Origin of the sequence: Arthrobacter sp., assembly GCF_031988865.1 — a bacterium.
Classification (GTDB): Bacteria; Actinomycetota; Actinomycetes; order Actinomycetales; family Micrococcaceae; genus Arthrobacter_B.
The window spans coordinates 22,701-45,108 of sequence record NZ_DALZXY010000010.1; the positions used below are offsets into that span (position 1 = coordinate 22,701).

The 22,408-nt window shown below is 66.0% G+C and carries 23 protein-coding genes; 12 read left to right on the plus strand and 11 right to left on the minus strand.

All coding sequences use genetic code 11. The annotated features are described in order from the left end of the window. Positions 1-17: 17 nt before the first annotated feature. The 3 genes from RTN46_RS03365 to RTN46_RS03375 all read right to left on the minus strand — a co-directional run bounded on the left by RTN46_RS03365 (position 18) and on the right by RTN46_RS03375 (position 2,072). A complete protein-coding gene (locus RTN46_RS03365) occupies positions 18-446 on the minus strand; it encodes an HIT family protein (RefSeq protein ID WP_312179012.1) in 429 nt (142 codons plus the stop codon). A gap of 94 nt (positions 447-540) precedes the next feature. Next, the gene (locus tag RTN46_RS03370) at positions 541-1,398 is read right to left on the minus strand and encodes a sulfurtransferase (RefSeq protein ID WP_312179014.1); all 858 of its coding nucleotides are present in this window, start codon (positions 1,396-1,398) and stop codon (positions 541-543) included. Positions 1,399-1,412: 14 nt separating this feature from the next. Beyond that, entirely contained in the window at positions 1,413-2,072 is a 660-nt protein-coding gene (locus RTN46_RS03375; RefSeq protein WP_312179015.1) for an MBL fold metallo-hydrolase, read from the minus strand. Between the two features lie 105 nt (positions 2,073-2,177). Here RTN46_RS03375 and RTN46_RS03380 point away from each other — a divergent pair, with 105 nt between their 5' ends. Next, complete coding sequence (locus RTN46_RS03380; RefSeq protein WP_312179016.1) at positions 2,178-2,597, plus strand: Fur family transcriptional regulator; 420 nt, start codon at positions 2,178-2,180, stop codon at positions 2,595-2,597. A gap of 18 nt (positions 2,598-2,615) precedes the next feature. Here RTN46_RS03380 and RTN46_RS03385 read toward each other — a convergent pair whose 3' ends face one another. The 5 genes from RTN46_RS03385 to RTN46_RS03405 all read right to left on the minus strand — a co-directional run bounded on the left by RTN46_RS03385 (position 2,616) and on the right by RTN46_RS03405 (position 7,916). Next, the gene (locus tag RTN46_RS03385) at positions 2,616-3,509 is read right to left on the minus strand and encodes a metal ABC transporter permease (protein ID WP_312179057.1); all 894 of its coding nucleotides are present in this window, start codon (positions 3,507-3,509) and stop codon (positions 2,616-2,618) included. Next, positions 3,496-4,275 carry a metal ABC transporter ATP-binding protein gene (locus tag RTN46_RS03390; protein WP_312179059.1) on the minus strand — a complete coding sequence of 260 codons (780 nt, stop codon included), beginning with the start codon at positions 4,273-4,275 and terminating at the stop codon, positions 3,496-3,498. Before RTN46_RS03390 ends, RTN46_RS03385 begins: the two co-directional genes overlap by 14 nt. Positions 4,276-4,307: 32 nt before the next feature. Then, complete coding sequence (locus RTN46_RS03395; protein WP_312179018.1) at positions 4,308-5,261, minus strand: metal ABC transporter solute-binding protein, Zn/Mn family; 954 nt, start codon at positions 5,259-5,261, stop codon at positions 4,308-4,310. A gap of 139 nt (positions 5,262-5,400) precedes the next feature. Beyond that, the gene (locus tag RTN46_RS03400) at positions 5,401-6,471 is read right to left on the minus strand and encodes a hemolysin family protein (protein WP_312179019.1); all 1,071 of its coding nucleotides are present in this window, start codon (positions 6,469-6,471) and stop codon (positions 5,401-5,403) included. Further along, complete coding sequence (locus tag RTN46_RS03405; protein WP_312179020.1) at positions 6,468-7,916, minus strand: hemolysin family protein; 1,449 nt, start codon at positions 7,914-7,916, stop codon at positions 6,468-6,470. Before RTN46_RS03405 ends, RTN46_RS03400 begins: the two co-directional genes overlap by 4 nt. Before the next feature lie 509 nt (positions 7,917-8,425). On the opposite strand from RTN46_RS03405, the gene RTN46_RS03410 reads away from it, so the two are divergent. Together RTN46_RS03410 and RTN46_RS03415 are read left to right on the plus strand one after the other, a co-directional pair. Next, entirely contained in the window at positions 8,426-12,256 is a 3,831-nt protein-coding gene (locus RTN46_RS03410) for a multifunctional oxoglutarate decarboxylase/oxoglutarate dehydrogenase thiamine pyrophosphate-binding subunit/dihydrolipoyllysine-residue succinyltransferase subunit (protein ID WP_312179021.1), read from the plus strand. Positions 12,257-12,348: 92 nt separating this feature from the next. Continuing rightward, entirely contained in the window at positions 12,349-12,948 is a 600-nt protein-coding gene (locus RTN46_RS03415) for a GDSL-type esterase/lipase family protein (RefSeq protein ID WP_312179022.1), read from the plus strand. Between the two features lie 88 nt (positions 12,949-13,036). Here the strand turns inward: RTN46_RS03415 and RTN46_RS03420 are convergent, their stop codons facing one another. Continuing rightward, positions 13,037-14,002, minus strand: coding sequence for a zinc-binding dehydrogenase (locus RTN46_RS03420; RefSeq protein ID WP_312179023.1), 966 nt, complete (start codon positions 14,000-14,002; stop codon positions 13,037-13,039). Positions 14,003-14,155: 153 nt separating this feature from the next. Between RTN46_RS03420 and RTN46_RS17015 the strand changes: the two genes are divergently transcribed. Continuing rightward, positions 14,156-14,230: a 50S ribosomal protein bL37 gene (locus tag RTN46_RS17015; RefSeq protein ID WP_370664980.1), complete on the plus strand. Its 75-nt coding sequence runs from the start codon at positions 14,156-14,158 to the stop codon at positions 14,228-14,230. Positions 14,231-14,313: 83 nt separating this feature from the next. On the opposite strand, the gene rsrA is transcribed toward RTN46_RS17015, so the two are convergent. Together rsrA and RTN46_RS03430 are read right to left on the minus strand one after the other, a co-directional pair. Beyond that, positions 14,314-14,574, minus strand: a complete 261-nt coding sequence (rsrA, locus tag RTN46_RS03425) for a mycothiol system anti-sigma-R factor (RefSeq protein ID WP_312179024.1) — start codon at positions 14,572-14,574, stop codon at positions 14,314-14,316. After that, complete coding sequence (locus RTN46_RS03430) at positions 14,571-15,254, minus strand: sigma-70 family RNA polymerase sigma factor (protein WP_312179025.1); 684 nt, start codon at positions 15,252-15,254, stop codon at positions 14,571-14,573. The genes rsrA and RTN46_RS03430 overlap by 4 nt, the downstream gene beginning before the upstream one ends. A 363-nt stretch (positions 15,255-15,617) precedes the next feature. Here RTN46_RS03430 and RTN46_RS03435 point away from each other — a divergent pair, with 363 nt between their 5' ends. The 8 genes from RTN46_RS03435 (at position 15,618) to RTN46_RS03470 (ending at position 22,321) form a co-directional block, all read left to right on the plus strand. Continuing rightward, positions 15,618-16,199: a DoxX family membrane protein gene (locus RTN46_RS03435; protein WP_312179026.1), complete on the plus strand. Its 582-nt coding sequence runs from the start codon at positions 15,618-15,620 to the stop codon at positions 16,197-16,199. Between the two features lie 5 nt (positions 16,200-16,204). Further along, positions 16,205-17,551, plus strand: a complete 1,347-nt coding sequence (gene aroA / locus RTN46_RS03440) for a 3-phosphoshikimate 1-carboxyvinyltransferase (RefSeq protein WP_312179027.1) — start codon at positions 16,205-16,207, stop codon at positions 17,549-17,551. A 2-nt stretch (positions 17,552-17,553) separates the two neighbouring features. Then, positions 17,554-18,669 carry a ribosome small subunit-dependent GTPase A gene (rsgA, locus tag RTN46_RS03445; protein ID WP_312179029.1) on the plus strand — a complete coding sequence of 372 codons (1,116 nt, stop codon included), beginning with the start codon at positions 17,554-17,556 and terminating at the stop codon, positions 18,667-18,669. A gap of 89 nt (positions 18,670-18,758) precedes the next feature. Further along, complete coding sequence (gene hisN, locus RTN46_RS03450) at positions 18,759-19,568, plus strand: histidinol-phosphatase (RefSeq protein ID WP_312179031.1); 810 nt, start codon at positions 18,759-18,761, stop codon at positions 19,566-19,568. Between the two features lie 16 nt (positions 19,569-19,584). Beyond that, complete coding sequence (locus RTN46_RS03455) at positions 19,585-20,367, plus strand: class I SAM-dependent methyltransferase (protein ID WP_312179033.1); 783 nt, start codon at positions 19,585-19,587, stop codon at positions 20,365-20,367. Beyond that, a complete protein-coding gene (locus RTN46_RS03460) occupies positions 20,364-20,819 on the plus strand; it encodes a CrcB family protein (RefSeq protein WP_312179035.1) in 456 nt (151 codons plus the stop codon). The genes RTN46_RS03455 and RTN46_RS03460 overlap by 4 nt, the downstream gene beginning before the upstream one ends. Then, the gene (locus tag RTN46_RS03465) at positions 20,816-21,190 is read left to right on the plus strand and encodes a CrcB family protein (RefSeq protein ID WP_312179036.1); all 375 of its coding nucleotides are present in this window, start codon (positions 20,816-20,818) and stop codon (positions 21,188-21,190) included. Before RTN46_RS03460 ends, RTN46_RS03465 begins: the two co-directional genes overlap by 4 nt. A gap of 117 nt (positions 21,191-21,307) precedes the next feature. Beyond that, a complete protein-coding gene (locus RTN46_RS03470) occupies positions 21,308-22,321 on the plus strand; it encodes a YbdK family carboxylate-amine ligase (RefSeq protein ID WP_312179037.1) in 1,014 nt (337 codons plus the stop codon). Positions 22,322-22,408: the final 87 nt, after the last annotated feature.

The window sequence follows — 22,408 nt, forward strand, 5'->3', positions numbered from 1 at the left end:
GTCCTGCGGGGAACCGGTTACGCGTCGGGTACGTTGGCGCCGTGCCCGGCGGCGCGCAGGCCGTCGCGCAGCTTCTGGGCGCTTTCTTCCATCCGCTCCTGGTCGGGATTGGTGTCGGCGCGGCTGAAATCGAAGTCCTGGAGCGAGTTCGCCGGCCAGACGTGCATGTGCAGGTGATCGATTTCAAAACCGGCAATGGTCAGCCCGGCACGCTCCGCACCGAAGACCTCCACCTGGACCTTGCCGATCGCCTGCGCGACCGCGGTCATCTTTTCCAGCAGATCTGCGGGAGCGTCCGTCCACTTATCCACCTCCTGGCGCGGAACCACCAGGGTGTGCCCGTCGGCGAGGGGCCCGATGCTGAGAAAGGCAACGACGTCGTCGTCCTTCCAAACAAAGCGGCCCGGGATCTCACCCTCGATGATCTTGGTGAATAGTGTGCTCATGCGCTCTCCTTGACTCAAGCTGGGGGCGGCCCCGCCGGGAAGCTGCGCACGCAGCGGGGGCGGAACGGGACGGCCGGTAAACATGGCTTTGACGCTACCCGTCCGCGGCGCCGGTTGCCACCGGCCGGCCGGGGGTGGATGACCATTCGGACCACGAGCCCGGGTACAGTGCGGCGTCGAACCCGGCGATCTGCAGGGCTGCCACTTCGGCGGCGGCGAACACCCCCGATCCGCAGTAGGCAGCAGTTTCCCTGATGCCGTCCACACCGGCTGCCTCGAAACGGGAGCGGAGCACCGCCGGATCGGCGAAGCGTCCGCGCTCGTCCAGGTTTCCCGCTGCCGGGACGTTCACGGCTCCGGGAATGTGCCCGGCCCGGGGATCGATGGGTTCAGTCTCCCCGCGGAAACGCTCCGGTGCGCGGGCGTCGAGCAGTACGCCCTCCGCAGCCAGTTTCCCGGCACTGTCCATGTCGGCCACCGGCATGTGCCCCCATGCGAGGTCAGCGTTGCCCGGGGCCGGAGTCTCTTCGCCGGCCGCGAGCTCTCCGCCGGCCTCCTGCCAGGCGCGCAGTCCGCCGTCGAGCAGGCGGACGTTCGGAAAACCGGCATGCCGCAGCAGCCACCAGGCACGGGCGGCGGCGCTGGATCCGGCGGCATCGTACGCCACCACCAAGTCTCCGTCGTTGATTCCCCAGCGCCGGGCCGCGGCACTCAAATCCTCCGGTGCCGGCAGCGGATGCCGTCCTCCGGTGCCGGGCGGGGCAGAGAGTTCGGCGTCCAAATCCACGAAAACCGCGCCAGGCAGGTGGCCCTCCAGGTATTGCCGGTGTCCGTCCGTTCGGCCCAGTTCCCACCGCACGTCCAGCAGGCGCACTGAGGGATCCTTAGCCAGGGCCGTCTGCAGCTCCGCTGCGCTGATCAGTACTTCGTTTGCCGTTCCGCTCCCGCTCATGGTTCCAGCCCCGTTCACAGTTCCACCGTGTCTCCGGGAGCCAGGTGCACATACCGGGTGCCGTACATTCCGCCGAAGCGTTCCAAGTGTTTTTCCACGAGCCCGCGGCCGTTGCCGTTCAGCAGTGCGTCGTGGATCGGGTAGGCCGTCCGGGCACCGCACGCGATCAGGAAGTCGATCACTTCGCCGATCTTCGACCAGGGCGCGTGGATCGGCAGCAGCAGGGTGGTGGCGGTTAAACCGTTCGGAACGATGAAGGAATCCCCTGGATGGTAGATGCTCTCCTCAATCAGGTACGCCAGGTTTCCGACCACGGGGATCAGGGGATGAATCAGGGCGTGCTGCCCGCCGAAGGACCGGATGGCGAAGCCGGCAATCTCGACGGTGCGCTCCGGTGCGACCTCGTGGATGCGTGCGCGGACGTCCTCCCCCACTGCTTCCCGCAGGGACCCGGCCAGGGGCTCCGGGGCGTACAGGTGCAGGCCGGCCCGTGCGGCCAGGATCGGGAGCACCCGCTCCCGGTCAATGTGGTCCGCGTGTTCATGCGTCACCAGGATGGCATCCGCGCCGTCGAGTGCCTCCTCCACTTCCGAGAAGTTGCCCGGGTCGAGAACCAGGACGGACCCGCCCTTTTCGAAACGGACACAGGAGTGGCTGTATTTGGTCATTTTCATAGGCCCACGATACTCCGGCAGCGCACCGGGCAGGCGGGCCCGGCGGCGGTATCGCTGGTAATCTGGGGGCAGCCCAATCCCCACCCCAGCCGCAGGAGGCTCACCATGTCAGCGCAGCCATCGCCGTCGAGGCGAACGGTCGAGCCGCGGGTCACCCGCCAGCGCGTAGCTGTGGGCCGCACCCTGGATTCGCTGGATGACTTCGTGAGCACCCAGGACCTCCACCGGCTGCTCCAGGACCGCGGCGAGCAGGTTTCCCTGGCCACGACCTACCGGATCCTGCAGTCCATGGCGGACGAGGAAGAGGTGGACGTGCTGCGCGGCGCCGACGGCGAGATCCTCTACCGCCGCTGCGAGGCGGCCCACCACCACCATCATCTGGTCTGCCGGGAGTGCGGCAAAGCCGTGGAGGTCGAAGCTCCGGCTGTCGAAAGCTGGGCGGCACGGCTCGGCAAGGAACACGGTTTCAGCGACGTTGGGCACACCGTCGAGGTCTTCGGGCTCTGCCCGGACTGCTCCCGCTAATCCGCCCCGGGCTGCTGCCTAGGCCGGTGTCCGGGCGGAAGCCGTGGGAGTGTTGGCGCTGAACCGCCTGCTGCGCCCGCGCACCCTCATGATGATGCGGCAGACCACGTAGATCCCGAACGAAATGGTCGTCACGTACGGACTGATCGGAATCCGCCCGCCCAAGGCCAGCAGGATCCCGCCCACGGCCGAGACCAGGGCAAAGACCACGCTCAGCGCCACCACCAGCCGCGGCGACGAGGTAACCAGCAGGGCCGCAGCCGCTGGAGTGATGAGCAGCGAGAGCACCAGCAGGGCACCGACAACCTGGATGGACAAGGCCACGGAAAGTCCCAGCAGGAACATAAAGATGATCGACAGAGCCCCCACGGGCACGCCGCGGGCCTCAGCCAGGTCAGGATCCGCGCTGGCAAAGGTCAGGGGCCGCCACACCACGACCAGGCCGATGACCACCACCGCCGCGCAGATGGCCAGCAGGTTCAGCTGCACGCTGTCCACGGCGACGATCTGACCGGTCAGGAGGCCGAACTTATTGGCTGAGCGGCCTTCGTAGAGGGCCAGGAAAAGGATGCCCAGGCCGAGCCCGAACGGCATGATCACGCCGGTGATCGAGTTCCGGTCCCTGGCGCGCAGTCCCAGGACAGCGAGGAGCAGCGCCGCGATGATGGACCCGACCAGCGACCCGACGACGACGTTGGCGCCAATGAGCAGGGCCAGGGCCGCACCGGCAAAGGACAGTTCGGCAATACCGTGCACGGCGAAGGCAAGGTCCCGCATCATCACGAAGATGCCGATCAGCCCGCCGACCAGACCGAGGATGGCCGCTGCCCACAGCGAATTGGTCACCAGGGGAAGCAGTTCGCCGTAGTCGCTGAAGTCGAAGACGGCGGAAAAGAAATCAGAGAGGTCCATGCTCGCCTTCGCTTTCACCATGATGGTGTGTTGTGGCATCAGGGACGCCTAGCACTACGATCCGGCCGTGGCTGCGCAGTACTTCCACATGGGAACCGTACATGTCCGAGAGCACCTCGGAGCGCAGGACTTCGGCGGGCGTCCCGGTCCGGAACTGCCCGCCCGCGAGGTAGAGGACGCGGTCCACATAGTCGATGACCGGGTTGATCTCATGCGTCACGAACACCACTGCGGTGTCCTGCACATGGCAGCGGGCATCAATGAGCGCACTGATGGCTTTTTGATGATGCAGGTCCAGGGACAGGAGCGGTTCGTCACAGAGCAGCAGATCGGGATCCGTTGCCAGCGCCTGTGCGGCCCTCAGCCGCTGCAGTTCACCGCCGGAGAGCTTGCCGACCGGCTGGTCCGCGTAGCTGGTGGCGCCCACCATGGCGAGCAGTTCATCCACCCGCCTCCGGACCGGAGCCTGGCGCAGGAGCAGCCCCCACTTGTCGCCGTCGACTCCCATGCCCACCAGGTCGCGGGCCCGCAGCGGAGTCCCTGGGCTGAAGGATTTCTGCTGGGGAATGTAGCCGATGTCGCTGCTGCCGCGCTCGACTTTGCGTCCGTTGACAATCACGGAGCCGGAGCTGAGCGGCTGCAGGCCCAGGAGCACCTTGAGCAGGGTGGTTTTGCCGGTGCCGTTAGGCCCCAGCACAGCCAGGAACTCCCCGGCATTGATGTCGAGGTCGAGCCCCTGCCAGAGGGTGCGGTCGCCGAAAGCCATCGAGGCCCCGCGCAGCTGGACGACGGCGCGGCTCACTGCAGGACGCTTTCCACGGCGCTGACATTGCGGTCCATCCAGCTGAGATAGTCCTCGCCTTCGGGGAGGGTTTCGGAGAAATCAACCACCGGGATGTCCGCTGCTTCGGCGGCTTTTCGGATTGCCTCGGTCTGGGGTGTGGAGGTCTGCTCGTTATAGGCCAGGAACGCGATATCTGCGGAGGTCATCAGGCCCTGCATTTCCTTCAGGACGGCAGGCGGAACATCCGCACCCTCTTCCACTGCCTCGGTGAAGTCGCCGGGGGTGACGTTGCGCAGCCCCGCGTCTTCCAGGAGGTAAGCCGGAACGGGCTCGGTCATCGCGACTGCCCGGTCTTCGGCTGCGGGGCGGAGGCTTTCCAGCCGGGATTCCAGTTCTGCGATTCCGGCGCTGAACTCCGCGGCGTTGTTCCGGAAGAGTTCCTCGCTGGCCGGCTCGATTTCGGCCAGCCGCTGTGCGGCTGTTTCGGCCAGCCGGGCCATGGCTGCAGGGTCATACCAGACGTGCTCGTTGAATTCCCCGTGCTGGTGTCCCGCATGGTTATGGCCGTCGCCGGCAGGTGCCTCTTCTGCACCGTGCGTGTCCCCGGCTGCCTCTTCGAGGCCGGAGGTCTCCACCGCGTTTAGTACATCCTGGGACGGAATATCTTCGGAGTGCACCAGGTTCTCCATAAAGCTGTCATATCCGCCGCCGTTGAGAACCACCAGGCTTGCCTTGGATACTGCGAGCTTGTCCCGGGCCGTGGCCTCATAGGAGTGCGGGTCCTGGGAGGGCCGGTTGATAATCGACTCGACGCTGATCCGCTCCCCGCCCACGGCCTCAAGGATGCTGCCATAAACGTTGGTCGAGGCAACGACGTGGATCGTGCCGTCGCCGGCATCCCCGCCATCGCCGCTGCCTGCAGAGCAGGCAGTCAGCGCCAGGCCCGCCGCGATGAGGGTTCCAGCCACTCGAAATGGCACTCCGCGCATAGAATCAGTATCCCCGTTTCAGGTTTCGGTGCTGTTCCGGGAAAACCGGCGAACCCCAGCATAACGCAAACGCGAATCATTCGCATCTGCACCTGTCCGGGGCCGCCGGGACCAGGCGTTAACCGGTGAAGCTCTCTCCTGAGCGGCGGAATCCCTGGGCCTGGGTCGCATCGCGGATCTCGCCGATGAGCTGCTCGATGATGTCTTCCAGGAAGAGCACCCCGCGGGTCTGCGAATCCGGGCCGAGGACCCGGGCAACGTGGGAGCCCGTGCGCTGCATGACCGCCAGGGCGTCCTCAATCCCGTCGTCCAGGCGCAGGTTCGCCAGCGTGCGCACCTTGTTCTCCGTGATCGGCCGCTCGAAGGCTTCCTGCGGAATGGCCATAACGTCCTTCAGGTGCATGTAGCCGGTGAAGTTGCCGGCGTCGTCCATCAGCACGAACCGGGAAAAGCCTGTCCGGCCAACGGCCTTCTCGAATTCCGCCGGGGTGCAGTCGGTGCGAAGCGTGACCAGCTCGTCCAGCGGAATCATCACCTCGCCCGCGGTCTGGCCGGAGAACTCCAGCGCACCGGAGATGACACCGGAGTCGTCTGCCACCAGTCCGTGGCGGGTGGACTCCTGCACGATCGACTGCACTTCCTGCAGCGTGAAGGAGGAAGTGACCTCATCCTTGGGCGTAATCCCCACCAGCCGCAGGGCATGGTTGGCGATCCAGTTCAGGCTGGCCGTGATTGGACGCACGACCCGGGAGATCATCACCAGCGGCGGCGCCAGCACCAGCGCCGCCCGGTCTGCGACCGACACCGAGATGTTCTTGGGCACCATTTCCCCGATAGTCACATGCAGGAAGGTCACGAAGAGCAGCGCCACCAGGAAACCGACCAGGTCTGCCACTTCCATTGGCACACCAACGGCTGCCAGCGGCGTGGCCAGGAGATGGTGGATGGCCGGTTCCGCGACGTACAGGATCAGCAGCGAGCACACAGTGATCCCCAGCTGCGCGCAGGCCAGCATGAGGGACACATGCTCCATGGCCCAAAGCGTCGTCTTGGCCCGCTTGGAGCCGGCTTCGGCCAGCGGTTCGATCTGACTGCGGCGGGCGGACATCACGGCGAACTCGGCGCCGACGAAGAACGCGTTGCCCAGCAGCAGTACGACCAGCCAGAAAATACCTGCCAGGTCACTCATCGGGCACCTTCCTTCCGCAGCGGCGCCGCCGTCGAACCGTGGGCCGGTTGTGCTGGCTGGGCAGACTGCGGCTGTTTCCGGACCGGAGCCGCTGTCCCGGCCGCGGGCTCTCCGGCGCGGCCGGACTCCCCATCCGGGCCAGGTTCGTCATCTTCGGCGGGAATGAAACAGACCCGGTCGATCCGGCGCCCATCCATCCGTTCCACTTCCAGCGTGCCGCCGGGCACCGGCACGGTATCGCCCACTTCGGCTATCCGCCCCAGGCCGTCCATGATGTAACCGCCAACCGTTTCGTAGCTGGAATCGTCCGGGACGTGGAGCGACGGGATCAATTCGCTGACCTCGTCGGGACGCATTATGCCCGGGAAATACCAGTAGCCCGATGCGCTTTGCAGGACCCCCGGCTTCAACTTGTCGTGTTCATCGGAAACCTCGCCGACGATTTCCTCGACCAGGTCCTCCAGCGTCGCGACACCCGCGGTGCCGCCGTATTCATCCAGTACAACCGCGAGCTGCAGGTTCGCGCCCCGCAGTTCCGAGAGCAGCGAGTCCAGATGCACTGTTTCGGGCACGCGGAGGATGTCGCTCATGATGGCGGCTACCTGCAGACCGTCGCGCTTGCGCCGCGGAACGGCCACCGCCTTCTTCACATGGACCACGCCACGGATGTCATCGGGTGAATCGCCCAGCACGGGAAACCGGGAATATCCGGTGCGGCGGGCTGCTTCGATCACGTCGGAGACCGGCTGCTCAGAGTCGATGGTCTCCAGACGGATCCGGGGAGTCATGACGTCTGCCGCAGTGCGTTCGGAGAAAGAGAGGGTGCGGGCCAGGAAGGTTGCAGTGCCCCGGTCAAGGGTGCCCATCTCAGCCGAGCGGCGGACCATCGACGAGAGCTCTGCCGGGGTCCGCGCCCCGGAGACCTCTTCCTTAGCCTCGAGGCCGAACAGGTGAAGGACTTTGTTGGAGAATCCGTTGAGCAACAGGATCGCCGGCTTGAAGACAAAGGTGAACGCAAGCTGGGGGCGGGCCAGCGCCCTGCCGATCTTAAAGGGCAGGGCGATGGACATGTTCTTGGGAATCAGTTCGCCCAGCAGCATGGAGAGCAGGGTGGCCAGCACCATCGCGGCGACCACCGAAACGGACAGCGCCGCTGCCGGCGAGAAGCCCAGGGCTGCCAGCGGCCCCTGCAGCAGCCGTCCGACTGACGGTTCCATGACAAACCCGGTGAGGAGCGTTGTCATGGTGATGCCGAGCTGGCAGCTGGAGAGCTGGGTGGACAAGGTGGTCAGGCAGCGCAGCAGCGGCACGGCCTTCTGGTCGCCGTCGTCGACTGCGCGGCGGACCGTGGGCTGGTCCAGTGCCACAAGGGCAAACTCAACGGCGACGAAGAATCCGGTGCCGCAGATAAGCAGCATGCCGGCAAGGAGGAATAACCACTCCATATCAGGAAGCCACCCCCGCGCTGAGGCAGGGCGTTACGGTTGCCCGGAAGCGGGAGGGCGCTTTACCGCCCGGTGGAGGATGGTCGGCGGAAGCCGGACTGGAAGGCTCCGATGACTCTGCCGGAGAATGCGGGGAACGGGTGCGGGCGTTGCCGGCTCTGTGCGTCTTCGCCGCGGTGACCGCGGACGTGGAGGCAGGCCGGCGCCTAGAATTGCTGTCCATAGAAGTTTCAGTTTACAGCTTTCGATTCGCCGCACCATAGGCAGATGACCCGGCTTCCCCGCGGTTCCCGGGCCCGGCCCCGGCGAGGACACCACCTCCGCCAATAAGTGGCGCATCCCACAACCGCACGCCAACGAGATTGGCCACTTCCATCGATCTGTTACTAGACTTGCAACCAAGTCTCGGTCACTGCGCACCGGGCCGCACCAGCCAGTCTTGAGGCGGAAGCGCCCAGAACATGGTGCCATCAGGGCAAACGGCAACTCATGGAAGAGGCGTATATCTAGTGCCAGACCAACCCAACCACCGCCTGCCGGAGGAATTCGGCGGGAACGAATGGCTTGTCGACGAATTGTACGAGCAGTTCCTGAAGGACAAGGACTCTGTCGACAAGAAATGGTGGAGCATTTTCGACTCCTTTAAAGCGGAGGACGCCAAGCAGGCTTCCGGCAGCCCGGTGTCGGGCAACGGTTCGACTCCTCCAAGCGAACTCGGCGCCAATCCGGCAACCCGGCAGCTGCCCGTTGTGAATACCGAAACGCCTGCACCGAAGGCGTCCGGGGAATCCCCCGCGGCTACCCAGCAGTCCGGCAAGCCTCCCGTGGCCAAGGAAGCCGCTTCGGCCAAGGACGAGCCGAAGTCCGCTGCTGACTCTGTTAAATCCGAAAACAAGCCGGAAACAAAGTCTGCCCCCATTCCCGCACAGCTGCCCAAGACGAAGCCCAGTGTCGACACCGAAGATGACACCGTCACCGTCCTTCGCGGCCCCGCCAAGGCCATCGCCACGAACATGGACCTCAGCCTGAGCGTCCCGACCGCGACCACCGTCCGGGCAGTCCCGGCGAAGCTGCTGATCGACAACCGCATCGTCATCAACAGCCACTTGGAACGTGCCCGCGGCGGCAAGATCTCCTTCACGCACCTGCTCGGCTACGCAATTATCCGCGCGGCCGCCCAGTTCCCGTCCCAGAACGTGTACTACGACGAGGTGGATGGCAAGCCCGTTGCTGTCCAGCCCGCGCATGTGAACTTCGGCCTGGCCATCGACATGCCCAAGCCGGATGGAACGCGCCTGCTGGTGGTCCCGAACATCAAGAAGGCGGAAACGCTTAACTTCTCCGAGTTCTGGCACGCCTATGAAGACCTGGTCAAGCGCACCCGTAACGGCAAGCTGACGGCGGATGACCACAAGGGCACCACGATCTCCCTGACAAACCCCGGCGGCATCGGCACGGTCCACTCCGTTCCGCGCCTGTCCAAGGGCCAGGCCTGCATCATCGGCGCCGGCGCGCTCGAGTACCCGGCCGAGTTCCAGGGCGCGAACGAGAAGATCCTCGCCCGCAACGCGATCTCCAAGGTCATTACGCTGACCTCCACCTATGACCACCGAGTCATCCAGGGCGCCGGCAGCGGCGAGTTCCTGCGCATCATCCACCAGTTGCTGCTGGGTGAGCAGAACTTCTACGATGACGTCTTCGAATCCCTGCGCATCCCCTATGAGCCCGTGCGCTGGAGCCCTGACATCCAGGTCAACCCGGATGAACAGATCAACAAGGTCGCCCGCATCCAGCAGCTGATCCACGCTTACCGTGTCCGCGGCCACCTGATGGCGGACACCAACCCCCTGGAATACGTCCAGCGCCGCCATGCGGACCTGGATGTGCTGACCCACGGCCTGACCCTCTGGGACCTGGACCGTGAGTGGCCCACCGGAGGCTTCGGCGGCAAGCCGATGCTGAAGCTGCGGAAGATCCTCGGCGTGCTTCGCGACGCATACTGCCGCACGGCAGGCATCGAGTACATGCACATCCAGGATCCTGAAGAGCGTGTCTGGTTCCAGGACCGCCTCGAGGCTCCGTACAGCAAGCCTTCCCGCGAGGAGCAGCTGCGCATCCTCAGCAAGCTCAACGCGGCTGAGGCATTCGAAACGTTCCTGCAGACCAAGTTCGTTGGCCAGAAGCGCTTCTCCCTTGAAGGCGGCGAATCCCTGATTCCGCTGCTCGACACCATCATTTCGGGTGCCGCCGACGAAGGCATGGAAGAAGTCGGCATTGGCATGGCCCACCGCGGCCGCCTGAACGTCCTGACGAACATCGCCGGCAAGACCTATGCCCAGGTCTTCCGCGAATTCGAGGGCACACAGGACCCGCGCTCCGTCCAGGGCTCCGGCGATGTGAAGTACCACCTCGGCACCGAGGGAACCTTCACGTCGGACAACGGCAACCAGACGAAGGTCTACCTGGCAGCCAACCCGTCGCACCTGGAGGCCGGGGACTCCGTCCTCGAAGGCATCGTCCGCGCCAAGCAGGACCGCCTGGACCGGGGCGACGAATTCCCCGTCCTGCCGATCCTGATCCACGGTGACGCGGCATTTGCCGGGCAGGGCGTGGTGGCGGAAACGCTCAACCTCTCCCAGCTGCGCGGCTACCGCACCGGCGGAACCATCCACGTGATCGTGAACAACCAGGTCGGCTTCACCACCGCTCCGACGTCGTCGCGTTCCTCCGTTTACGCAACCGACGTTGCCAAGATGGTCCAGGCACCGATCTTCCACGTAAACGGTGATGACCCGGAGCAGGTCGTCCGTATTGCGCAGCTGGCCTTCGACTACCGCCAGCGGTTCAACAAGGACGTCGTCATCGACATGGTCTGCTACCGCCGCCGCGGCCACAACGAGGGCGACGATCCCTCGATGACCCAGCCGATGATGTACTCGCTGATCGAAGCCAAGCGTTCGGTCCGCAAGCTCTACACCGAGTCCCTGATCGGACGCGGCGACATCAGCCAGGACGAGGCCGAGCAGGCGCTCCGGGACTACCAGAGCCGCCTGGAGCGGGTCTTCGCCGAAACGCACGCCGCCCAGACGTCCCCGATCCCGGTCATCACCAAGGATTCGGAAGCCGTCTCGGACCTGGAGCGTCCGGCAGCCCAGCAGGAAGGCTCGACCGTCGTCGCGCCGTCCAGCACGGCAATCTCCGCGGACACCCTGGCCCGAATCGGCAAGGCGCATGTCACCGTGCCCGAAGGCTTCACCGTGCACCCGAAGCTGAAGTCGCTGCTTGAGAAGCGCGAGCAGATGTCCCGCGAGGGCAACATCGACTGGGGCTTCGCGGAAATCGCGGCCTTCGGTTCGCTGCTGATGGAAGGCGTCCCCGTACGCCTGGCCGGACAGGACTCCCGGCGCGGCACGTTCACCCAGCGCCACGCTGTGTTCCACGACCGCGCCACCGGCACCGAGTGGACGCCGCTGGCCGATCTGGACCCCAACCAGGCCAAGCTGTGGATCTACGATTCCCTGCTGTCCGAATTCGCTGCCCTGGGCTTCGAATACGGCTACTCCGTGGAACGTCCGGACGCACTGGTGCTCTGGGAAGCCCAGTTCGGCGACTTCGTCAACGGCGCCCAGACGATCATCGACGAGTTCATCTCCTCCGCCGAGCAGAAGTGGGGCCAGCGCTCCTCGCTGGTCATGATGCTTCCGCACGGCTACGAGGGACAGGGCCCGGACCACTCCTCAGCCCGCATTGAGCGCTTCCTGCAGATGTGCGCCGAGGACAACATGATCGTGGCGAACCCGACCACCGGTGCCTCGCACTTCCACCTGCTGCGCCGGCAGGCATACAGCCGGCCGCGCAAGCCCCTGGTGATCTTCACCCCGAAGCAGCTGCTGCGCTTGAAGGCCGCTGCCACCCCGGTGGAGGACTTCACCCAGGGCTCGTTCCAGCCGGTTATCGGCGAGCATGCGGAACTGGATGCGAACGCCGTCGAGAAGGTGCTGCTGGTCTCCGGCCGGCTTTACTACGATCTGCTGGCCCACCGCCAGAAGACCGACGACGAGAAGACAGCCATCATCCGGGTGGAGCAGCTGTACCCGCTGCCCGTCAACGAAATCAATGATGCCGTTGCGAAGTACCCGAACGCTGAGCTGGTCTGGGCGCAGGATGAACCGGCGAACCAGGGTCCGTGGCCGTTCATCGGCTTGAACCTGCCGCCGGAGCTGGACCGTCCGCTCAAGCTGGCTTCGCGTCCGGCATCGGCGTCGACCGCTACCGGCTCGGCCAAGCGTCATGCCGTTGAGCAGGACATTCTGGTCAAGAAGGCTTTCGAGCGCCGATAGTAGGCTAGGTTTGGGTGGGGCACCAGCGGTGCCCCACCCGGCTTTTAACGCACCCCTTCATCTGGACTTTCGGCTATTGGAAAAGGGAACTCGTGGAACAACGCAGAATCAGGCTTGCTGCGGTCGGTGACGAACTGCTCGCCGGCCACGGTGATCCCCGCGCGCTCGGCTGGCTGGGACGTGTGCTGGCGCGCACAACCCCGGAGCACGCAATACTTGAGGCCTACAGCCTCGCCGCCCCCGGTGAGGGCACTGAAGCACTCGCCAACCGCTGGCTGATGGAGGCCGGCCGCAGGTTCGACGAGAGCTGCGAAAACCGCCTGGTTATCGGGCTCTCCGACCGGGACCTGGACCTGGAACTCTCCACCGCGCGCAGCCGCCTGAACCTGGCCAACATCCTGGACGGCGCGGCACAGATGAGCATCAAGGTCCTGGTAGTGGGTCCGCCTCCCGGGCTTGACCCGGAGCGGAACCGAAAGCTGGCCGATCTCTCTGCCGCATTCGGGGACGTAACGACCCGGAGGAAGCACGTTTACGTCGACACACTGACTCCACTGCTCAACCACGAACAATGGCGGACCGACCTCGCCTCCAATGGTGGGGCACCCGGCCAGGCAGGCTACGGCCTGATCGCCTGGCTCGTCCTGCACCGCGGCTGGTTCCGCTGGCTGGACCTGCCGGACATGAACTGACTTCCGGCACTGTTCATCAATGCAGAAGGCGCCCACGGCAAGCCGTGGGCGCCTTCTGCATCCCCAGGGAGGACCTGCCCGGCCCGGCTTAGTGCCGGAAGACGATCTTCCCGGTGGCCGCGCCGTCGTGCAGGCGGCGGAAGCCCTTGGCCGCGTCCTCCAGCGGCAGGACGGAATCGATTTCGGGGCGCACCCCCGTGGCCAACAGGAACTGGACCAGGCGCGCCAACTCCGCCTTTGTCCCCATCGTGGAGCCCAGGACCTTGAGCTGCAGGAAGAAGACGCGGTTCAGGTCCGCCGGAGGGTTCGGCCCGCTCGTGGCGCCGCAGGTCACCAGGGCCCCGCCGGGTTTTAGTGCCTTCAGGGAATGCGCCCAGGTCGCTTCGCCCACCGAGTCGAAGACTGTGTCCACGCGCTCGGGCAGCCGTGACCCGGCGGCGAACACTGCGTCCGCGCCAAGCCGGCGGGCATGTTCGAGCTTTTCCGGGCTCCGCCCGGTGACCCAGACCCGGAACCCGGCGGCGGATGCCAGGGACACCAGCGCAGTGGAGACCCCTCCCCCGGCACCCTGGACCAACACCGTTGAACCCGGTGCTGCAGGGGACACCGTGAAGATCATCCGGTACGCCGTAAGCCAGGCGGTGGGAAGACAGGCCGCTTCCTCGAAGGTTAGCTGAGCCGGCTTGGGCACCAGGTTCCGTTCCGGCACCCAGACCTCGTCCGCCATGGTCCCGGCATACCGTTCGGAGAGCAGGGTACGGAGCGGGTCAAGGGTTTCGTCGCCCTCCCAGCCCGGGGTGGAGATCACCGAGTGGACAATGACGTCATTGCCGTCGTCGTCAATGCCTGCCGCATCGCAGCCCAGGACCATGGGCAGGCTGCCGGCGGAGAGCCCAACACCTTGCAGGGACCACAGGTCATGCCGGTTCAGCGCAGAAGCCCGGACCCTGACCCGGCGGAACCCCGGTCCAGCTTCCTGGCGGGGAAGCTCTCCGACCACCAGGCCGCTGAGCGGGTCTTCCTGGGACTGGGACTGGGCATAAACAGCTCGCATGCGGAACTCCTTTGTCGCTGGTGGGTCCATCCTAGGCGACACGGTCCGGACACTGCCGGGGACCGCCCGCAAAGGCAGCTGCGCATTTATGCCATCGGTTCACTGTGTGGGAGACTGAAGGGCAAAACGTGTTATTAAACGAAGGAGGCAGCCATGAGCAAGCGAGCACGCAAGCGCAAGGATCGCAAGCGCGGCGGCGCAAACCACGGCAAGCGTCCCAACACTTAAGTCAGGGCGCTTGTGCGGACAGGCCGCACCAAAACAGAAACCCCCGCAGCCTCACGGCGGCGGGGGTTTCTGTGTGTAAGGCTCTAGTGCTCCACGGACTGGATCTGGCTGATCCGTTCCAGGATGCTGGCTTTCAGGGTTGCGGGGGCCGCCTCGGTGCAGGACCGCTTAACCACAGAACGGATGACACACTCCAGGTCATGTTCCTCTGCGCACGCGGGACAACCTTGCAGATGCTCCTGGATCTCAGCCAGGTCGTCATGTGAAAGAGCCCCGTCAAGGTACTCGTACAGCCTTTCGATGCGTGCGTCCTCGCAATCGCCCAGGCTCTGGCAATCGCTCATAGTGTGTTCCCCTGATTCTTCTTATCACCGGCACCGGCGGCTGCCGGCCGTACCTTGGCTTTGATGCCCCGCTCATGGGCGTATTCGGCCAGCAGCTCACGGAGCATCTTGCGTCCGCGGTGCAGCCTGGACATCACCGTGCCGATGGGCGTGTTCATGATTTCCGAGATTTCCTTGTATGCGAAACCTTCGACGTCGGAGAAGTAGACCGCCAGCCGGAACTCCTCCGGGATGGCCTGCAGTGCTCTCTTGACATCGGAATCGGGCAGGTGGTCCAGCGCTTCGGCCTCAGCCGACCGCAGGCCGGAGGAGCTGTGTTCCGCCGCACGCGCCAGCTGCCAGTCCTCCACTCCTTCGGAGTTTGACTGCAGCGGCTCCCGCTGGCGCTTCCGGTAGAGATTGATATACGTGTTGGTCAGAATCCGGTAGAGCCAGGCCTTGAGGTTGGTCCCGGGCTTGTACTGGTGGAACGCCGAGAAGGCCTTGGTATAGGCCTCCTGGACAAGGTCCTCCGCGTCAGCGGGGTTCCGGGCCATGCGCATGGCAGCGGAGTAGAGCTGGTCCACATACTGCATGGCGTCCCTCTCGAACCGCTGCTTACGCGCCTGCTCGGACTCTGCCGCGACGTCCAAGCCAGGGTCTTCCACCTGGGGGCTGCCTTCCGGCACATCAGTTCTCATCAAGTTCAAGTCTAAGGGGCGCGTGCGCACCAGCAAGCTGGGCTGGTCCGTGGGAGCGGGCGCCCCGGCATCCAGCAGAGAGTTCGCCATTCCTTGTACTGCCCCTTCCGTGGTGTTTTCCCGGCCGGTTCCGCATTCGCCGTGTAATTCCAGAAGTGTTGGTTCCCTGTTATTTACCAACCCCGCCGGTGCACAACATAACCACTGCCGGCAGCCCGTTATTCCTGCCCCGGCGTCGGTGGACAGTGTGTAAGGGTGCCAAAGGTGCCAGACTAGGGATATCCGTTTGCATACGGCACGCCCGGCGCCGCCGTATCATCCATTACTGCACGCCTACTGCACGGCGTATCCCAGGAGGAACGTATGACGATTGTCCGAACCCTAGCCCGCCCGCTCCTCGCCGCAGGCTTTGTCGCAGCCGGTGTGGAAAGGCTGCGGAATGTGGAGCAGACCGCGCAGCAGCTCTCCCCCACGCTCGGACGCCTGGGCAAGGTGGTGCCGTCGGCAGCTGGACTCGCGGACAATCCCGTCGCCGTCGCCCGTGTCCTTGGCGCCACCCAGCTTGGTGCCGCTGCGATGCTCGGGGTTGGCAAGTTCTCCCGGCTGGCCGGCATTGTCCTGGCCGCGACCGCTGGAGTGAACACCTTCGTGGAATACCGCAACGCCGACGCCACCACGCGTGAAGGGCGCAAGGACCGGCGCACCCAGCTGCTCAAGAACCTTTCCCTGATCGGCGGAGTCCTGCTGGCTGCCGTGGACACCAACGGACGTCCCGGGCTGGCCTGGCGCGCCGAGCACCTCGCCGCCGATACCGGACGAAACGTGCGCGCTGTTGGCAAGGATGCCAGCCGCCGAACCCGGAAAGTCAGCAAGCAGACCAAGAAGCAGCTGGCCAAGGCGGACCGCGCCGTCCGCAGCGCCGCCACAGACATCGTAGGTTCCTAGGCACCATGACTTCCCCCTCCGCACTGCAGCCTGTTGCCGACGGCTGGCCGGCACCCACGCCGGACCAGCCCGTCAACGCCGAAGTACAGGTTCCCGGCTCCAAATCACTCACCAACAGGTACCTCGTCCTGGCCGCGCTGGCCGACGGCCCCTCCCGGCTCCGGGCACCGCTGCATTCACGCGACTCGGCTCTGATGATCACCGCGCTGCGGTCCCTCGGTGCACAGATCACGGAAGTGCCGGGATCCGGGCCCTTCGGCCCGGACCTGCTGGTCGAGCCGCTGGGCACCGGAAGTGACTCGGAGGCAGAGGTTGACTGCGGCCTGGCCGGAACGGTCATGCGGTTCGTTCCGCCGGTCGCGGCACTGCGGAAAGGCACCACCTCCTTCGACGGTGATCCGCATGCCAGGCTGCGCCCCATGGGCGCGACCATTGAGGCACTGCGGGGGCTGGGAATTTCGGTCGACGACGGCGGCAGCGGCTCGCTGCCGTTCCGGGTCACCGGCACCGGCGGGGTCGAGGGAGGCCGCCTGGAGATCGACGCCGGCGCCTCGAGCCAGTTCGTCTCAGCCCTGCTGATGACCGGCGCCCGCTTCGCGAACGGCCTGCACCTGGTGCACCGCGGCGAGTCGGTGCCGAGCCTTGACCACATTGCCATGACGGTCCGGGTCCTGCGGGAAACAGGCGTTGAGGTGGACGATTCCGTGCCGAACGAATGGAAGGTCTCCCCCGGGGCCATCCGCGCGTTCGACGTCCGGATTGAACCCGACCTTTCCAACGCGGGTCCCTTCCTGGCGGCGGCCCTGGCCACCGGCGGCACGGTCCGGATACCGGGCTGGCCGGCGGAAACCACCCAGGTGGGCGACAAGTGGCGGCAGATCCTTCCCCAAATGGGAGCGGATGCGGAACTGGCCGACGGCGTGCTCACCATCACCGGCCGCGGCCGGATCCGCGGCGGGGTCTTCGCTGACACCAGCGAACTGGCCCCCACCGTGGCGGCACTCTGTGCCCTGGCGGATTCGCCGTCGGTCCTCACCGGCATCGCGCACCTGCGCGGTCATGAGACGGACCGGCTCGCAGCACTGAGCACCGAAATCAACCGGCTGGGCGGCTCTGTCACCGAAACCAAGGACGGCCTGCGGATCGATCCGGTGCCGCTGCACGGCGGTACGTTCGGCACCTACGCCGACCACCGGATGGCAACGGCGGGAGCGATCATCGGACTGGCTGTACCCGGCGTCGTCGTCGAAGACATCAGTGCAACCGCCAAGACGATGCCGGAATTCGCCCAGCTTTGGACGGACCTGGTTTCAGGCGCCGGACAGCGCTCCGGCAAAGCTCAGGAAGGCTAGCGGTGGCACGAGGCACCGGCGGCTGGGACGAATCCGATGTCCGGGTCCGGCCCAATAAAAAGGGATCGCGTCCCCGCACCAAGGACCGGCCTGCCCACGAGGACGCCGTGACCGGACGGATCATCACGGTGGACCGCGGCCGCTACACCGCGATCGTGGACGAAGACACTGCCCAGGAGCGGATCGTCACGGCTGCCCGGGCCCGCGAGCTGCGCCGCACACCGGTGGTCGCCGGCGACCTGGTTGGGCTCGTCGGAGACGTCAGCGGTGCCCCGGATACCCTTGCCCGGCTGGTCCGGGTCAATGAGCGCGACACCGTCCTGCGCCGCTCCGCGGATGACACGGATCCGGTGGAGCGCGTTGTCGTGGCGAACGCGGACCAGCTGGTGATCGTTGTGGCGGCGGCGAACCCGGAACCACGCACCGGGTTCATCGACCGGGCGCTGGTCGCGGCGTACGACGCCGGCATTTCCCCGCTGCTGTGCGTCACCAAAGCAGACCTCAAGGATCCCGCTGAGCTGCTGGCAAATTATGACCACCTCGATCTTGAGGTCATCATCAGCCGGACCGCTCAGGAAGAAGACTCCGGAATCGACTCGGAGTCGGACGACGGCCTCTCGGCCCGGCTGGCAGGTAACGCCGTCTCCGCGCTCCACGAGCATCTGCTCGGCAAGGTCAGCGTCCTGGTGGGCCACTCCGGCGTCGGCAAGTCCACCCTGGTGAACGCACTGACCGGCTCCCGCCGTGCCACTGGCGGCGTCAACGCAGTCACCGGACGCGGACGCCACACGTCCTCCTCGGCACTGGCACTGAAGGTTAACGATGCCCCCGCCGGCAGCTGGATCATCGACACTCCCGGCATCCGCTCCTTCGGGCTGGCACACGTGGATCCCGACCGGATCCTCAGCGCCTTCCCCGATCTGGAACCGGGCACCGAAGCCTGCGAACGCGGCTGCCGCCACGACGGCGATGCCGTCAACTGCGGGCTCGATCCGTGGGTGGAGTCCGGACAGGCCGGCTCGGCGGGAGCTGCCCGCCTGGCGTCACTGCGCCGCCTGCTCGGCTCCGGCATGCGCACGGAGAACCGGGCCCATGCCAAGGAGCTCGGAAGCCAGTAGACGGGGCGCAACCGGGACAAACGCGCGGGCACACGCCGCGCACCAGCGTAAACGTGGGCACTGCCTGCCTAATAGCGATAAGTTGAAGTATGCCGTTCGCTCAGAACTACAACGATGATCTGCGTCTCGCCCATGTCATGGCCGACTCCGTGGACGACCAGACCATGTCCAGGTTCAAGGCCCAGGACCTCCGCGTCGAGACGAAACCGGACCTGACTCCGGTCACCGATGCGGACAAAGCGGCAGAGGAGGCCATCCGCGGGCAGCTCTCCCGTGCCCGCCCGCGCGATGCCGTCCTCGGTGAGGAATTCGGTTCTACCGGGTCCGGTCCGCGGCGCTGGATCATCGATCCCATCGACGGCACCAAGAACTTCGTCCGCGGCGTCCCGGTCTGGGCCACCCTGATCTCGCTGGTCGACGACGGCGTCCCCGTTGTCGGCGTCGTCAGCGCGCCCGCCCTGGGCAAGCGCTGGTGGGCTGCCACCGGAACCGGCGCCTATATGGGCCGCTCGCTCGCCGCCGCTACCCGCCTGCGGGTCTCGGACGTCTCCCGCCTGGATGACGCCTCGCTCTCCTACTCCAGCCTGACCGGCTGGAAGCAGCGCGGGAGCCTCGATGAGTTCCTCGGGCTGACCGAGTCCGTCTGGCGCACGCGCGCCTACGGCGACTTCTGGTCCTACTGCATGGTGGCCGAAGGCGCTGTGGACATTGCCTGCGAGCCGGAACTGAACCTTTACGACATGGCTGCCCTGGTCCCGATCATCACCGAAGCCGGTGGACGGTTCAGCTCGCTCGAGGGCGAAGACGGCCCGTTCGGGGGCAATGCCCTCGCGACCAACGGAGTGCTTCACAACGAAGTGCTGCAGAGGCTGAACCCCGGCCTCGACGACCTGTTCTAGGCCCAGGCGGGAACCAGTGGCATCCAGCGGACCCCGGCTTCACGCCCTGCGCCGGCGTGAGCTGGCACAGAGTTACCGCAGCGGCGGAGAGCACTACGACCGGGTCCGCCCCGGCTACCCCGAAGACGCCGTCCGCTGGCTCTTCGACACCCCGGAGCTCGCCACCCGTCCGCCGTCGTCCGTAACCGTTGCCGACGTCGGTGCGGGCACCGGCAAGTACACACGCACCCTGGTCTCAGCCGGGTTCAGCGTCCATGCCGTAGACCCCTCCGAAGACATGCTCGGCCAACTGAGGAGTTCCCTGCCGTCCGTTCCGGCGTCGACCGGTACGGCTGAGGAGACGGGCCTTCCCGCGGCTTCCTTCGACGCCGTCACCGTAGCCCAGGCGTGGCACTGGTGCGACCCGGCGGCGTCGGCGGTCGAGTTCGACCGGATCCTGGGCCCCGGTGGCATTCTCGGCCTGGTCTGGAACCAGCTCGATGTGAGTGTGCCGTGGGTGCACCGCTTCTCCCGCATCATCCATGCCGGAGACGTCCTGCGGCCCGGGTTCCGCCCGGAGCTTGGGGCCCCGTTCCGGCTGCAGGAATCCCACACCAGCACCTGGGTGCAGTCGATGACGCCGGCCGACCTGGCGGATCTGGCCAAGTCCCGTGCCTACTATCTCTCGGCGTCCGAAGCCACCCGGGCCAAGGTCCTGGCGAACCTGGCCTGGTTCATCCACGAGCACCTCGGCCATGGCGCCGACGAGGTTCTGGAGCTGCCCTACCTCACCCTGACCTGGCGGGCCATACGGCAATGAACCGTTCCGGGCCAGGAAGCGTCCGGCGTGCCCTGCCGGGATGGCAGGCCTGGGCAGCCGTAGCTGTGGGCGGGCTGGCCGGCTCCGAAGCCCGCTATCTGCTGACCCGGCTCTTTCCCACCGATCCCGTCTCCTTTGACACGACTATCTTCGCCATCAACGTCACAGCCAGCGCGGCGCTGGGCTTTTTCACCTCCTGGTGGCTGTTCCGTCCGGCGGTGCCGTTCTGGCTCAGGGCCGGACTGGGGCCGGGACTGCTGGGGTCTTTTAGCACCTTCTCGGCCTTCGCTCTCAGCATCGGAACCCTGCTCGAAGCCGGCCGGCACGGAACCTGGCTGCTTTACGCCGGCCTGAGTACCGCCGCCGGGCTGGCGGCCGCCGGAACCGGTCTCGCTGCAGGGTCGGCCGTGATGCGCCGCCGGGGCCTCCAGCAGCGTGGCGAGCAGCCATGACGGCCCTGTTCGTTGCCCTGGGCGGGATGGCCGGCACCTTGCTCCGGTTCGGCCTGGACACCGCCTTCACGGCTGCGCAGCACCCGGAACGCCCGAGGTTCCCGGCTGCGACGCTGCTCGTCAACGTGGCCGGGTCGTTCCTCATTGGTGCCGCTTTCGGGCTGCTGCAGGGCGGCGGCATCGATGGCCTGGCCTATAACGCCGCTGCAGCAGGCCTGGCTGGCGGCCTGACGACGTTCAGCTCCTGGAGCACGGCCACGGTGGTTCTCTGGCTCAACGGCAGCCGCCGGCTCGCCGTGGCCAATATTTTCCTGAACCTGGTGTTGTCCGTCGGCGCCGTCGCACTGGGCCATTTGACGGTGGCCGGCTAGCTCAACACGGACACCCGCAAACAGTTCCGCCCCTCCCCTGCCTTCGGCACCGGACACTGCCCTAAACTGGTCCAACCGGTAGGGCCCTCCGCCAGCGCAGCGAACAGGGGATTATGCATGGTGACGTTCGGCATTGAGGAGGAGTTCCTCCTCATCGATCCGCTTAGCGGACTTCCATCCGCCCGGGCAGCCGAGCTCTCCGGCAAGCTCGCCCCCTCCTCCGGCCCTGCGGTCGCCAGCTCCGCCGAGTTCCTCGCCTGCCAGCTGGAAATTGCCACGAACATCTGCGAGACCCTGGACGAGGCAACGGAGTCGCTCCTGGCCTCGCGGTCGCTGATTGCCGATGCTGCTTCCCTAGCCGGGGTGGGGGTTGCACTCACCGGGGCAGCACCACGCATCCCCGAACCGCCTGCAGAGATCAGCCCGACGGGACGGTACATGCTGATGGGCGAAGTGACCGGGGCCGTGGCCGGCGAGCATTACCTGAACGGAACGCATATCCACGTTGGGATTCCCGACCGGGAGGCCGGTGTGGCTGCCCTTAACCGCATCCGCCCCTGGCTGGCCACGCTGGCCGCCTTGTCCGCCAATTCCCCCTTCTGGCGGGGACGTGAGTCCAATTTCTCCAGCTGGCGGCTCATCCATTACCGGCGCTGGTCCGTGCAGGGCTGCCCGCCGCACTTCGCCGACGCCGAGGACTATGACAGGAGGCTCGCGAACCTGCTCGAAACCGACGTCGTGCTCGATGCCGGCCATATCGGGTGGGCGGCACGATTGTCCCAGCACTACCCCACCCTTGAGGTACGGGTAAGCGATGCGCAGCTGGAGGCGCGGGATTCTGTCCTGCTGGCGGCACTGGTGCGCGGACTGGTGACGACAGTCCTTGCGGACGCAGACCGGCCGGAGCAGGATCCGGAAATGCTCGACGCTGCGCTGTGGCAGGCGGCCAGGTCCAGGTTGGCGCGCTCCTGGCGTACATCCGGCCGGCGCTTGAGAACAGCGGCGACCTTCCCTACGTTCTCCAAGGACTGGAGCGGCTGTACGGTTCCGGAACCGGCGCAGGACGCCAGCGCGCGGCAGTGGCCAACGCGGGCTGGGGCGGGCTGGCGGGACTCTTTCGGCAGTCGCTGATCGCTGGTTAGTAAAAGAACCACCACCATCGGAGAAAAGTCAGGTTACTTCTGATTTGGCCTCAGGGACCGTTTTGGCCCTAGTCTT